General features: G+C 60.9%; 11 protein-coding genes. 5 read left to right on the forward strand and 6 right to left on the reverse strand.

What is annotated here, in order from left to right; all coding sequences use genetic code 11:
• Positions 1-10 precede the first annotated feature (10 nt).
• From FGE05_RS07555 to FGE05_RS07565, 3 genes are all read right to left on the reverse strand, one after another.
• Positions 11-1,195: a porin gene (locus tag FGE05_RS07555; protein WP_139643285.1), complete on the reverse strand. Its 1,185-nt coding sequence runs from the start codon at positions 1,193-1,195 to the stop codon at positions 11-13.
• A 233-nt stretch (positions 1,196-1,428) separates the two neighbouring features.
• A complete protein-coding gene (locus FGE05_RS07560; protein WP_139643288.1) occupies positions 1,429-2,703 on the reverse strand; it encodes a glucarate dehydratase family protein in 1,275 nt (424 codons plus the stop codon).
• A complete protein-coding gene (locus FGE05_RS07565) occupies positions 2,700-4,097 on the reverse strand; it encodes an MFS transporter (RefSeq protein WP_139643290.1) in 1,398 nt (465 codons plus the stop codon). The genes FGE05_RS07560 and FGE05_RS07565 overlap by 4 nt, the downstream gene beginning before the upstream one ends.
• 108 nt (positions 4,098-4,205) lie before the next feature.
• Between FGE05_RS07565 and FGE05_RS07570 the strand changes: the two genes are divergently transcribed.
• The gene (locus FGE05_RS07570) at positions 4,206-5,096 is read left to right on the forward strand and encodes a LysR substrate-binding domain-containing protein (RefSeq protein ID WP_139643292.1); all 891 of its coding nucleotides are present in this window, start codon (positions 4,206-4,208) and stop codon (positions 5,094-5,096) included.
• A gap of 689 nt (positions 5,097-5,785) precedes the next feature.
• Positions 5,786-6,220: a nuclear transport factor 2 family protein gene (locus FGE05_RS07575; protein ID WP_139643294.1), complete on the forward strand. Its 435-nt coding sequence runs from the start codon at positions 5,786-5,788 to the stop codon at positions 6,218-6,220.
• Between the two features lie 138 nt (positions 6,221-6,358).
• On the opposite strand, the gene FGE05_RS07580 is transcribed toward FGE05_RS07575, so the two are convergent.
• Positions 6,359-7,282 carry a LysR family transcriptional regulator gene (locus FGE05_RS07580; RefSeq protein WP_139643297.1) on the reverse strand — a complete coding sequence of 308 codons (924 nt, stop codon included), beginning with the start codon at positions 7,280-7,282 and terminating at the stop codon, positions 6,359-6,361.
• Between the two features lie 127 nt (positions 7,283-7,409).
• Between FGE05_RS07580 and FGE05_RS07585 the strand changes: the two genes are divergently transcribed.
• Entirely contained in the window at positions 7,410-7,616 is a 207-nt protein-coding gene (locus FGE05_RS07585; RefSeq protein WP_003202537.1) for a 4-oxalocrotonate tautomerase family protein, read from the forward strand.
• A gap of 307 nt (positions 7,617-7,923) precedes the next feature.
• Positions 7,924-8,658, forward strand: a complete 735-nt coding sequence (locus FGE05_RS07590) for an SDR family NAD(P)-dependent oxidoreductase (RefSeq protein WP_139643299.1) — start codon at positions 7,924-7,926, stop codon at positions 8,656-8,658.
• A 121-nt stretch (positions 8,659-8,779) separates the two neighbouring features.
• Here the strand turns inward: FGE05_RS07590 and FGE05_RS07595 are convergent, their stop codons facing one another.
• On the reverse strand, positions 8,780-10,909 hold the full coding sequence (locus FGE05_RS07595) for a TonB-dependent siderophore receptor (protein ID WP_139643302.1): 2,130 nt from the start codon (positions 10,907-10,909) through the stop codon (positions 8,780-8,782).
• A 288-nt stretch (positions 10,910-11,197) separates the two neighbouring features.
• On the reverse strand, positions 11,198-12,601 hold the full coding sequence (locus tag FGE05_RS07600; RefSeq protein WP_139643305.1) for a PLP-dependent aminotransferase family protein: 1,404 nt from the start codon (positions 12,599-12,601) through the stop codon (positions 11,198-11,200).
• 136 nt (positions 12,602-12,737) lie between these two features.
• Here FGE05_RS07600 and FGE05_RS07605 point away from each other — a divergent pair, with 136 nt between their 5' ends.
• A complete protein-coding gene (locus FGE05_RS07605; protein WP_139643308.1) occupies positions 12,738-13,904 on the forward strand; it encodes an MFS transporter in 1,167 nt (388 codons plus the stop codon).
• The last annotated feature ends 107 nt before the right edge of the window (positions 13,905-14,011 follow it).

Consider the following 14,011-nt stretch of genomic DNA (forward strand, 5'->3'; position numbering starts at 1 on the left):
GATTCACTTCTTACCAGGTCAACACAGCCCCCACCGCAAACGTATCGGTGTCTTCATTTTGGGCGCTGGTGTCGTGGCCGTTGATTTCGAACTGGTTGTACTCGGCCACGAGCTTGAGGTTGTCGTTGATGTCATGGAACAGCGCAATGCCGCGGGTTTCGTAGTCGGCGCCGCTGCCCACCACGCCGTTGCCATCGTCATCGGTCTTGCCGTAGGACAGCGCCAGGCGGTTCTTGCCCAGCTTGTAGGAGCCTTGCAGCAGATAGCCCTTGCTGTCGACGTTGCGCAACGTCGCTTCGCCAGCGTTGTTGGTGAAGAACGGGTTGATGCCCTTGGCGGTGAACCCGGAGCCGGTGAGCGACAGGCCGCCCATCTTCGCCTGCACGCCATAACCCAGACCTTTGGAGGTCACCGATTCGACGGTGGAGTCGGTGTTGTCAGAGGTCTGGTAGCTGCCGTTGAGCCAGCTGTAGATTTTTGCGCCGCCGAGGTCGAACTGGTAAGTGATCTCGCTCTCGGTGCGCGGGTTTTCCTGGTAGGCCTTGCCGGTGGCGCTGTTGTCGTTGGTGTCCACCGGGTCCATGATCCCCACCGCCACCCGCAGCCCGTCCATGACCGGGGTGCGATAGGTGATCTGCGAGGTCGGGAACGGATAGGGGTAGCCGCTGCCAATGTTGCCGAACGACACGCCACCGCCGTCCACCAGTCCCAGGGTGTCGCTGACCTGACCGTAGCCGGCGAGCAATTCGTCGAGCAGGATGTTGGAGCGGGCGAACAGGCCGAAGTCCTTGCCGATCAACACCTCGCCCCACTCCGGGTTGGCGACGGTGCCGTAGAACTGGCGCACGTCGATGGCAGTGTCGGTGCCGTTGGTTTCGCTGTCGTTGATGGTCACCCAGAACGAGGTGCGAGCGCCGAGCTTGAGGTCATCGACCTGCTTGCTCATGTTGAAGCCCAGGTAGTTTGGCAGGAAACCCATCTTGACCCGCGCCTGGCGCCGGTCGTATTGGTCCCCTGCCCGGTCCACGTCGCTGTTGACGTAGAAGGCGTTGATGTAGCCGTCGGTGGAAAAGGTGGTCTGGTCCTTGTCGTACAGCATGATTTCAGCCTGGGCCCAAGGCGTCAGGCCGAGGGTCGAGAGGCTGGCGATGACCACAGGCATAAAACGGCGACGGGTATTCTTATTGTTGTGCATGGCGCGCTCCGCAACAGGGGACGGGATGTCGGAGGCGATTATCGAAAGGCTGCGGGCCCCGCCATACGCTGCCTTGGAGGCAATTGGCGGGTGCTTTGGAAGCGCCGGCCCGGCGCGGCAGTTTGGGTGTACGACTGCACTGCCGGCGGACGCGGTACTTTGGGTGTGGGCTGGCACATCTACTTGTGGCGAGGGGATTTATCCCCTCGCCACAAAGGCCTCCTTGCTTCAGTTCAGAACCTCGGCTTGACGGTCTTCCAGTCCGGTCGGTAGCGCTGCATCTGCCGCACATCGTCGCGCTGGCGAATGCCGCAGCGCAGGAACTGTTCATGCAACATGCCCAGTTGGTCCCGGTCCAGCTCCAGCCCGAGTCCCGGTGCCCGGGTGATTTTCACGCAGCCATCGACAATCGGCAGCTTGCCCCCCTTGATCACCTCCTCATCCGGCTCTTGCCATGGGTAATGGGTGTCGCAGGCATAGTCCAGGTTCGGCACCGCGGCGGCCACGTGGGCCATGGCCATGAGGCTGATGCCCAGGTGCGAGTTCGAATGCATCGACACGCCGAGGCCAAAGGTGTCGCACATTTTCGCCAGCGCCTGGGTGTCCCGCAGGCCACCCCAGTAATGATGGTCGGCCAACACGATCTGCACGCTGTTCAGCGCTACGCTGCGGCGAAACTCGTCGAAATCGGTGACCACCATGTTGGTCGCCAACGGCAGGCCGGTGCGCTTGTGCAGCTCGGACATGCCGGCCAGCCCCGGCGTCGGGTCTTCGTAATACTGCAGGTCATCGCCCAGCAGCTCGGCCATGCGAATGGAGGTTTCCAGCGACCAGTTGGCATTCGGGTCGATGCGCAACGGGTAGCCGGGAAACGCCTGTTTCAGCGCCTTGATGCACGCCACTTCATGCTCCGGCTCCAGTGCGCCAGCCTTGAGCTTGATGCTCTTGAAACCGTAGTCGGTGATCATGCGCCGGGCCTGGGCGACGATCTGCTGTTCAGTCAGCGCCTCGCCCCAGCTGTCCGGCGGATATGGAGAATCGATGTGCTCGGCGTACTTGAAAAACAGGTACGCACTGAACGGTATTTCCTCGCGAATCGCGCCGCCCAGCAGATCCACCAACGGCACGTTCAGGTAATGGGCCTGAAGGTCCAGGCAAGCCACTTCAAATGCCGAGTAGGCGTTGCTCACGGCCTTGCTCGCATGGGAGCCCGGCGCCAGTTCGGCGCCGGCGACACTGGCGGGCCGTTGCGCGGCGACGGTGGCCTGGACGATGGCCCGCAACTGGTTGAGGTTGAACGGGTCCAGGCCGATCAACTGGTCCTGCAGTTGCTGCTGGATCGCCAGGGCCGGGGCATCGCCGTAGCTCTCGCCCAAACCGATGTAGCCGTTGTCACTCTCGATCTCGATGATCGAGCGCAGCGCAAATGGCTCATGGATGCCGCTGGCGTTGAGCAATGGTGGATCGCGAAAGGCAATGGGGGTGACGGTGACGCGTTTGATCTTCATACAGCGGCTCCCGATGGGCCAGGGTTCAAGGCTCGGTGGTTTTCCTGCGGACGGGCCTGCGCGGGGGTTTCGCGCTTGCCGGACAATGAGCTGGGCGTGTCACGCCCCGGCGAAGTGCGGGCGAAAAAGATCACCACGGCGGCGATCAGTGAGGTAATCGCTAGGCCGTACAGGCCGCCCTCGATGGAGCCGGTGGTCTGCTCCAGGAAGCCGAATGCCGTCGGTGCAACGAAGCCGCCGAGGTTGCCGATGGAGTTGATCAAGGCAATCACCGCCGCCGCAATGCGGGCGTCCAGGTAACCCTGGGGAATCGGCCAGAACAACGCCGACGCCGCCTTGAAACCAATGGCCGCGAAACAGATGGCGACGAAGGCGAAGATTGGCCCGCCGGTGGTGGACATGAACATGCCGAACGCCGCGATCACCAGGGTCGCCGCGACCCACGCCTGCTGGAATTTCCATTTGCCGGCCAGGGCTGCAAAGCCGTACATCGCCACGATGGAAATGATCCACGGGATGGAGTTGAGCAAACCGACCTGGAAATCCCCCAGGCTACCCATTTTCCTGATCATGCTCGGCAGCCAGAACGTGGCGCCATAGATCGTCAGGGCGATAGAGAAATAGATGAAACAGAACAGCGCGATCTGCCGGTCGGCGAGCAGCTTGAACATCGATGGCTTGACCACCTGCGCGGCTTCCCGGGCCCGCTGTTCTTCGGCAATCGTCGCGGTCAACACGGCTTTCTCTTCGGCGGTCAACCATTTGGCCTGGTTGGGGTGCGATTGCAGCCAGAACCAGACAAACCCGCACAGCACGATAGAGGCAAAACCTTCGATCAGGAACATCCACTGCCAGCCATGCAGGCCCATGCCGCTGACATTCAACAGCGCACCTGACACCGGCCCGGAAATCACCGAAGCGATGGCCGAACCGCTGAGGAAGATCGCCATCGCCTTGCCGCGCTCGTTGGCCGGCAACCATTGAGTGAAGTAGTAGATGATGCCGGGAAAGAACCCCGCCTCCGCTGCGCCGAGAATGAAGCGCAGCACGTAGAAACTGGTTTCGCCGCGCACGAAGGCCATGGCCATCGCCGCCGCGCCCCAGGTGAACATGATCCGCGTCAGCCAGGCCCGGGCGCCGTAGCGTTGCAGGAGCATGTTGGACGGTACTTCGAACAGCGCGTAGCCAACGAAGAACAGCCCGGCGCCAAGGCCATAGGCGGCGGCACCAATACCCAGGTCGGTTTCCAGGTGGCTGCGTACGAAACCGATGTTGACCCGGTCGATGTAGTTGACGATGAACATCACCACCACCAGGGGCAGTACATGACGTTTGACCTTGGCCGCGGCGCGCGCCAGGGTACTGTCATCGGTGGAGTCCGGTACGTTGTTCAAGGGGAGCCTCCCAATCGTTGTTTTTGTGGGGAACGGCTCGATGATGGACGGCGTGTATTGTTCCCGTCTAATCTAACTTGGCACTTGATTGATACCTGGATTGAATCAATGTTTGAACTGGCCCAGCTGCGCTGCTTTACCACCGTCGCAACGGAACTCAATTTCCGCCGCGCCGCCGAACGGTTGAACATGACCCAGCCGCCCTTGAGCCGGCAGATCCAACTGCTGGAGCATCACCTGGGCGTCGAGCTGTTCACCCGCAGCACCCGCAGCGTTGCCCTCACCGCCGCCGGCCGGGCTTTTTTCATCGAGGCGCAGAACCTGCTGGAGCAGGCGCAACAAGCCGCCACGGCCGCCCGGCGCTTCGCCCAGGGCGACATCGGCTCGGTCACCATCAGCTTCGTCGGCAGTGCGGTGTACGAGTTCCTGCCCAAGGTCATTGCCGAAGCACGGCTGAAACAGCCCCAAGTGAAAATCGTCCTGTCGGAAATGAACACCTACCAACAGCATGAAGCCTTGCGCGCGCGGCGTATCGACCTGGGCATCGTCCGCTCGCCGCTGCTGGAAACCGGCTACGCCACCGAATGCCTGGTGCGCGAGCCCTTTGTCCTGGCGGTGCCTGCAAGTCATCCGCTGGCCCGTGCCGAATCCGTCAGCGTCCAGGACCTCGATGGCGAGCCGTTTCTGATGTATTCCCACTCCGCCTACCCACCCTTCAACGAATTGCTCACCGGCATGCTCCGCTCGGCCCGGGTCGCGCCGCAATTCGTGCAATGGCTGGGCTCATCACTGACGATCCTGGCGCTGGTCAACGCCGGCATGGGCCTGGCGCTGGTGCCGCGCTGTGCCACCAGCGTGGTGTTCAAGCAGGTGGTGTTCCGGGAAATCGATCTGGGCGAAGGGGTACAGAGCGAGTTGCATCTGGTGTGGCACGAAGACAATGACAACCCGGCGTTCACCATGTTACTGGAAGGGATTCGGGGGGCGGTTCGGGGGTGATTTCTGAAGCATAAGTGAATCGCCTGCCAGACAGGCTCAGATAACCTGCCCCAACTGAATAAAGAGACCAAATACCGCCTGAAAGTCTTATATAAAACTGTCAAACCTGACAGTTCTCTATTCAATAAAAATAAAAAACAATCACGTCTCCGCCCCCTTCGGAGAACGCGAAATGCGAAACCACACTTGTACTGAACAGAGCTTTAAAAATTATCGTCCTGACGACTTAATCTTCATTGAAGGTAAGGACGGTTCAAGTAAAAAAGTTTACTTCAAATTTGTTTTTGCTGGACGACTTAGCTATAAAGATATGAATTCCAATGAGTACTCAGTTGAAGTTTCAGAATTATCTGACACCTATCAAATCAGTTAACTTCCTGTCAGAAGCCAGGGGGTTCATCTATTCATTTCAGAGCCTGATTGAAACTATCAGGCTCTTTTTTTACGTTCCACGCACACGGTCAATAAAGGAACATCCGCCCTTACGGTCCAACGGGTCGTTCCTGAGTGCCTCTGCACAACCCAGCAGGAGCATGCTCCCTCTCCACAAGGCCTGCGAACGATGCGCACGCTTTGCCACGACCCACACCTTCGCTATCCTCACGCTCAAAACAGTTGTACGATGACAGACGAGCACATTCCAAAGCGCTCACACTATTCCTCATGCCTACAACAACAAGGAAACACCCATGAAGAAAGCGACATTGGTCATCAGCTTCCTGTGCCTGTTCAGCGGCTACGCAGCCACGGCCGTTGCTTCGGCCGAGCAAGACGTGGCCCAGGCCGTCGACCACCTGACCCAGGCCATGCTGCACAAGGACATTCCCCAGCTTCAGGCCTTGGCTGCCGAGAACCTCACCTACGGTCACTCCAGCGGCAACATCCAGGACAAGAAAGCTTTCATCGCCGACATCGAAACCGGCAAGAGCGCGTTCAAGACCCTGGAAATGAAGAATCAGAAAATCACCCTGTCAGGTGACACCGCCCTGGTGCGCAACCATTTCTCGGCCCAGGCGATCAAGGGCACCGACATCGTGCCGACTGAAATCGAGAACTTTCAGATCTGGCAGAAGCAGAAGAATGGCAAGTGGCTGCTGATCGGGCGGCAGGCGTTCAAGTTCTAATCACCTCCACAGGGTCTGTCAGTAGACAGTGATCTTGCGGTCAACCCAGGACCCAATGTGGGAGCGAGCCTGCTCGCGATGGCGTCAGTCCAGTGACTACCGCTATCGCGAGCAGGCTCGCTCCCACAGGGATTGCCCTTAGCCGCCAGCCCACTGCTCCCGATGCTGCAACAGGAAATCGACGAAGGCGCGAACCCGTTGGGGCATGTAGCGGCCATGGGGATAGAGCAAGGTGAAGGGACGTGAGCGACCACTGAATGGCTGCAGCACTTCCACCAGGTCTCCGTCCGCCAGTTCCTGCTCGACGATGAAGCGGTAGGTCTGGAACAGTCCCGCGCCATGCTTGGCCAGCGTCACCCCCCCCAGCACATCGTCCGAACAGCAATAGTTACCCTGACCGAATACCTCCCGCTCCTTGCCGTCGACATTGAACAGCCAGGAAATTCGCCGGCCGCTGCTGGGCAACTCGAACTGAATGCATTCGTGATCGTCCAGGTCTTCGAGGGTGCGCGGCGTGCCGACCCTGCGCAGATAGTCCGGCGCCGCGACCACCACCAGCTTCGCATCCTCCAGCAAGCGTGCAATCAGAGAAGAGTCTGGCTGGGCGCGGACCCGAATCGCCAGGTCATAGCCCTCGGCGACGAAGTCGATATTCCGGTTGCTCAGGTGCACGTCCACGCTGACTTGCGGGTACAGCGCACGGAATGCCGGCAGCAAGGGCAGGATCCGGTGATGACCATAGGTCGTGGGCAGGCTGATGCGCAGTTGCCCGGACGGCATCGATTGCGCCCCCATCATCTCCTGTTGCGCCTCCACCAGTTGGGTCAACGCCTGCCGGCACTGCTCGAAATAGGTCTTGCCGGCGTCGGTCAGGCGGATGCTGCGGGTGGTGCGTACGAACAGGCGCGAACCCAGGCGTTCCTCCAGGCGAAAAATCGAACGGCTCACCGCCGCCGGGGTCACGCCTGCCACCTGGGCCGCTGCCGTGAAGCTGCCCGCTTCGGCTGCCAGGCAAAACAGTTCTATGCTGCCCAACTGCAGGTCTTCGAAATGTCGCTTCATAATTCGTTACACCGTGTATCAACTGAAGATCGTAGAGGTCTGTTTATCAGCCCGTGGCGTATAAATACAGTGGCTTCGGTCGCGCTGGGAAACCTGCGCGCCTTCTCTCAACCAGCAGGAGTGCAACATGCCTTTCGTCAATGTGCGTATCACCCGCGATGGCGTCACCCGCGAACAGAAAGCCCAGGTGATCTCGGAGATCACTGAAACCCTCCAGCGTGTACTGGGCAAGGATCCGCACCTGACCCATATCGTGATCGAGGAAGTCGATACGGATAACTGGGGTTATGCGGGCATGACAACCACGCAATACCGAAGTCTTCCCAAGGAGTGAGGATCTGCTTTCATCGAGCCCGGCTGATTGACCGGGCTTTTTTGTGCCTGTCAGCCCTATTTCCCCCTGTGGGAGCGAGCCTGCTCGCGATAGCGGTGTGTCAGCTGAAAATTGTTCTACTGACAGACCGCTATCGCGAGCAGGCTCGCTCCCACAAGGGGCTTGGGTTGAATGAGAGATTAATTACATCAAGTATCAACTCAAGTACCACCCGCCCCGTTTATCAATCTCCAGCGCATCAATACCCTGATCTCAACCAGCGCCACTACCGGCGCAGCGGTTCAACTCAACGATCAGGAGTCACATCATGAGTCTCGACAAAACCGTCATCATCACCGGCGCCTCCAGCGGCATAGGCCTGGGTCTGGTCAAGGCGTTTCTGGACCGGGGTTATAACGTGGTCGGCAATGCCCGTTCCCGCGCGGGGCTGGACGACGCCGCCGGGCGGTTCGATCATTCGGCCCGTTTCATCGGTGTGGCCGGCGATATCGCCGCCCCTGCCACGTCGACCCAGCTCATCGCCAAAGCCATCGAAGCGTTCGGCGCCGTTGATGGGCTGGTGAACAATGCCGGGTTCTTCCTGCCCAAACCCTTCATCGAATACAGCCCCCAAGACCTGGAGTCGTTGCTGGACACCAACCTCAAGGGACTGGTCTACGCCAGCCAGGCGGCCGCCGCGCACATGATCGGTCGCCGGCAGGGCTTCATCATCAACATTTCCGCCGCTGTGGCCCTGCAGCCGAATATCCAGGTGCCAGCCGCACTGCCGGTGTTGATCAAGGGCGGCGTCAACCAGATGACCCGGGCCCTGGCCCTCGAGCTGTCGCCGCACAACATCAAGGTCAACGCCGTCGCGCCCGGGATCATCGATACGCCGATGCATGACCCGGCCCATCGCGAATTCCTCAACCACCTGGCCCCGGCCGGCCGCGTGGGCACCATAGGGGAAATCGCCGAGGCCGTGCTGTATCTGGCGAGCGCCGACTTTACGACCGGCGCGGTACTGCCGGTGGATGGCGGGATGAGCACGGGTAAGTGGTAGGCATCGCCACAGCCCCATTGTGGGAGCGAGCCTGCTCACGATGGCGGTGTGTCAGATGGAAATTATTGACTGACAGACCGCTATCGCGAGCAAGCTCGCTCCCACAGGGAGTGCACTTGCTTTAGAGGGTATAGGAAATGCCCGCCTGCACCGTTCGCGGTGCGCCCGGGTAGGCGTAGACGTTGCCGAAGGCGCCTTCCTCGTAATCGGCGTCGAACAGGTTCTTCAGGTCCAGGTTCAGGCGGATCCGTTCGTTGACCTTGTAGTAGCCGAGCAGGTCGACGACGGTATAGCTGTCCATCGAGAACGCATTCGCCGCGGTCTGGCCGGCCCGCTCATCCACGTATCTGACACCTGCTCCCAGGCCCAGCCCCTTGAGGCCACCGTCCTGGAACTCGTAGACGTTCAACAGACTGAAGGTGTTCTTCGGCACGTTGAGCAGGCGGGTGCCGCTGGGGATACTGGTGTCCTTGGTCACCTCGGCATCGACATAAGCATAGCCGCCGATCATGCGCCACTCCGGTGTCAGGTTGCCCGCCACGTTCAGGTCGAAGCCACGGCTGCGCACTTCGCCTGCCGCCACACTGAAAGTCGAATCCACTGGATCGGTGGTAAGTACGTTGCGTTTTTCGATCTGGTAGATGGCGGCATCGACACTCAGCTGACGATCCAGCGCTTCCCACTTCACGCCCATCTCATGGGACTTGCCCTCTTCCGGCTTGAATCCGCCACCCTGACGGCTGGCACCGGTGTTGGGCTTGAAAGAACGGGCAGTGTTCGCGTAAACGGCCACTGTGTCAGTCAGGTCGTAAATCACCCCGACCCGCGGCGTGACCGCGCTGTCATTCTTGTCCCAGTTCCTGCCATTGGGCACGAAGGTCTCGTACTCATGTTCAAAGCGCTCGAAACGCGTCCCCGCCAACAGCTTCAGGCGCTCGGTGAGCGCCACCTGATCCTGGACGAACACACCGAATGTCTTGAGGTTTTCCTGGTCGTCGGTGGGGGTACGTGTCAGGGCCGGACGAGGCTGACCATACACCGGATCGAAGATATCGATCGGGTAGGCACCCGCCCCGGCGGCGGAACGCTGAATGATCGACTGATAGTCGTAGTCTTCGTACTCGACCCCGGTCAACAACGTGTGCTCGAACCCGCCGGTTGAAAAGTGCCCGGTGAGGTTGAGCTGCGTGTCCCGGTCGGTCCATTCCAGTTTGCGGTAATTGAAGTTACGGCCCAGGGTGCGGCCGTCGGCGGCGATGCCGTTGCCTTCCACTGCGTTGCCCTGCAAGGTGCCGTCGAGCCACTGGGTGCCACCGGCCAGGGTCCAGTCGTCGTTGAGCATGTGCTCGAAACGCAGCTGCGCCATGTTGTTGTCGTTGTGCAATTTGCCGGCGTCTTTTTCGCCGAAGAAGGTATCCCGGGAGGCCGTGCCACGCTGGCCAGCGTAATGCGTCAGGCCACGGTCCAGCGGATGGTTGTTGCGCATGAAGTCGCCTTCGAACGTCAGGCGGGTGGTGTCGTTGACCTGCCAGCTCAGCACCGGCGCGACGCCATAACGCTCGGTCTCGACATGGTCGCGGAAGGTGTCGCCACCCTCACCGATCACGTTCAGGCGATAGGCCAGGCGCCCCTCCTCATCCAACGGCCCGGATGCATCCAGCGTGCCGCGACGCATGCCCTGGTCGTTGAGCTGGCTGCCCAGGGTCACCGTGCGCTCGGCCAGCGGTTGCTTGGACACCACGTTGAAGGTGCCGCCCGGATCGCCACGGCCGTACAGCATGGTCGCCGGGCCGCGCAGCACTTCAAGCCGCTCGATGGTATTGGCGTCGGGCATGTTCGGGTAGCCACGGTTGATCGGGAAACCGTTGCGATAGAACTCTCCGGTGGTGAAGCCGCGCACCGTGAACGTGGTCAGGCCCTGGCCGCCGAAGTTGTTGGCCCGCCCCACGCCACCCGCGTAATCGAGGGCATCCTGCAGGCGTGTAGCGCCGAGGTCTTCCACCACGTCGCGGGACACTACGCTGATGGATTGCGGGGTTTCATGAATGGCGGTGTCGGTGCGCGTGGCGCTGGCCGAACGGGTGGCGTGATAGCCGTTGACGGGCCCCTGCGCGGTTTCAGTGTCCGAAAGCCCCACGATGTCCGTGGCCTGCAACTCCAGCGGCGCCCGGTCCGGGGCGATGGGCTCATCTGCCCAGGTGGAAACGGAATAAGCCTGGAGCACACACAGTGAAACGAGAATCCGACGCATCGAAACACAACCTTAATGGAAAAACCGACCGTCTCCGGACAGTCGACAAGAATGTGTCGCGAAAGATACAGCAACTCATTCCTGTTTGACACAAATTCCCATTAGCATTCCGCAGCCTGCGGTCACCATCGCCACTCGAGCGCCATCAAATCAAGGATCAACAACGAAGCACTCTGTGGGAGCAAAGCTTGCTCGCGATGGCGACAGACTCGCCAACATTGTTACCGACTGAGATCTCCAATCGCGAGCAAGCTTTGCTCCCACAGAATCATGCATTCCTACCAACTCTCACAGAGCTTCATTTCTCTGTTCAGCCAGCGACGCCTCTTCGATTCGCCGGAAAAACGTCTGCGCACGAACATCCTGAACGAACGCCACGTTCAGCCGCAGCCAGTCGCACGTCTCCCCAGCCGGCATGAAACTGGCGCCCTGTGAGAGCTGGACCTGCGCTTCACGAGCGATCTGCAGCACTTGCTCGCTCTCCACATATCGGGGCCTGGCCCACACGAACAGGCCTCCGGTCGGCTCGGCGAAGACCTCCCAATGCGCCTGGTCAAGCTGGCGCAGCGTACTCGCCATCTGCTTGTTCAAACGCTGGCGCAAGCGTTGCAGCAACTTGCGATAAGCGCCATTGGCGAGCAGTGTCGCCACGACATTTTCCGCCAACAGCGAGCAGCCGATGCCGGTCACCATCTTGACCTCGGCCAGCCGGTGGATGACGTCGGGCTGGGCGACGACGTAACCGATGCGCAGCGAACTGGACAACGTCTTGGAAAAGCTCGCCAGGTAGATCACCCGGTCCAGGCCATCCAGAGTCGCCAGGCGGGACGTCGGCCCATTCTGGAAGTCGGCGTAGATGTCGTCTTCGATGAGGCGGAAATCGTGCTGGTTGGCCAGTTGCAGCAGTCGATACGCGACGCTCGGCGCGAGGCTGGTGCCGGTGGGGTTCTGGTACATGCTGTTGATGAAAAAGTAGGTGGGTTTGTGCTGTTCGAGCAAGTGCTCCAGGCTCTCGATATCCGGGCCTTGGGGACCTCTCGGCACCGCCACGGTCCTGACCCCGTGCAACCTCAGCAAATTGAACAGGTTGTAGTAACCAGGGCTTTCCACCAGGACCAGGTCGCCGGGCTTGAGCAGCGTGCGCACCAGCAGGTCGAGGCCATGACTGGCGCCTTGGGTGGTGAGGATCTGCGCAAGATCGGTGTGTATGTCGATCAGGCCCAGGCGTTTCTGGATGTGCTGGCGCAGATGAACAGAGCCCAGGGGCGTGCTGTAGTTGAACAGTGCCTGATTGTCGCTGCGCACCACCTGGCGGATCGCCTGACCCAGATCGGCGTCGTCGCGCCAGGTGTCGGGCAGCCAGCCGCAGCCGAGCTTGAGCTGCGTCGATTCGTTGTCGAATAAAGTCCATGCCCCCTCACCCGTTTCAACATCCGTTTCCAGGGGCCGAGACACTTGGTGCGCGACGAAGAAACCCGATCCATGCCGGGACTCCAACACCCCGCTGGCAACCAGTTGGTCATAGGCCTTGATCACGCACGACAGGCTGACGTCGTTTTCCTGGGCCAGTTGCCGGATGGAAGGCATTCGGGCACCGGGGCGGATGCGATGGCTGCTGATCCAGCCCACGAGCTGAGTCATCAATTGCCGGGTCACGGGTTCGACGGCATTTCGGTCGATGTTCAGGTCCATGCTGGGTGCTCTTGAAGTGTTCGCCGATTTCAAGCGAACAGTTAATCACAAAACCCCTAGGCCTGTTCCTTGTTCCCGCGAAGCCCGGCAGTGATAGTCCAGCGGACGCCTACTCAACGACTCCCGGGGAACACGCTTGGACGCACAACATCGACATTCATGGGGACTGGCTTTCGGCCTTTGCCTGATCACCCTTGCGGTCAACCTGCAGGCGCCGCTATATACCATTTATGCCCAGGCATCCGGCTACGGCGCCGGTGCCACGGCGGTCGCCTTTTCGTGCTACGTGCTGGGGGTGTTGCCGGTGCTGCTGGCCTTCGGCGGGCTGGCCGACCGGGTCGGACGCCGGCCCCTGATACTGCTGGCGCTGGGTTTGTCGATGCTGGCGACGGTCGTCACCTCCATCTGGCCAAACCTTGTCGCGCTGGGCCTGGCGCGGCTGATGATGGGCGTGGGCACGGGCCTGGCCTCGGCAACTTCGACGGCCTATATGACCGAACTGATGGCCGGCGGCGATAGCCGCTCCGCTGCCAATCGGATCACCGCCAGCACCTCCCTGGGGTTCGGCCTGGGGGCCGCATTGACCAGTCTGTTCCTTTTTGTCCATCAGAGTGTCGTGCCCGGCAGTTTCTGGCTGCAACTGATTCTGGCCGGTATCGCGATCGTCGTGGTGTCCAGGCTGCCGGACCCTGCCGCCAGAACGACTCGGGCGCCGATGCTGCGCCTGCCGCTGTTCCCCGCCGGCAGCCTGCCCTATGGCTTCTCCATGCTGCTGGCCTGGGCGACCTCGGGCCTGGTCATCGCGATACTGCCCTCGGTGCTGGCACGCCACGATCTGCAGCAATGGTCAGGCCTGTCGACCTTCACGGTGATCAGTTGCGGGTTGCTGTTCCAACCGTGGGCCCGCCGCATGCAGCCGGCCAGGGCCACCGGGTTTGGTTTGCTGGTACTGCCCTTGAGCTATGCCCTGCTGGCCTGGGGCGCGAGCACCGGTTCGCTGATCGCGGTGTTGCTCGGGGCGCTGGGGGCCAGCAGTGCATGCTACGGTTTTCTGTACCTGGGCGGGCTATCGGCGATCACCGCACTGGCCGGCCAGGAAAAGGCCCGGGTCAGTGCCGGGTTCTTCCTGTTCGCGTACGTCGGGTTCAGCATTCCGGTGGTGGTCACAGGCCTTTTGGCTGACCGATTCGGCGCCGATGTGGCGTTGGTCCTGTTCGGGGTGGCGTTGTCGCTGGGTGCGTTGGTGACGGGATGGGTCATCGTGCGGACAGAGGCGTATGTCACCCGTATGTCCCACGGCTGACACATCCCCCTGTGGCGAGGGGATTTATCCCCGCTGGGCTGCGAAGCGGCCCCCTGGATTAAAGCGGCACCCAAATTGCGTGATTTTGGGGCCGCTTCGCGCCCCAG

The sequence above is a fragment of the Pseudomonas sp. ICMP22404 genome, from assembly GCF_006227205.1.
GTDB lineage: Bacteria > Pseudomonadota > Gammaproteobacteria > Pseudomonadales > Pseudomonadaceae > Aquipseudomonas.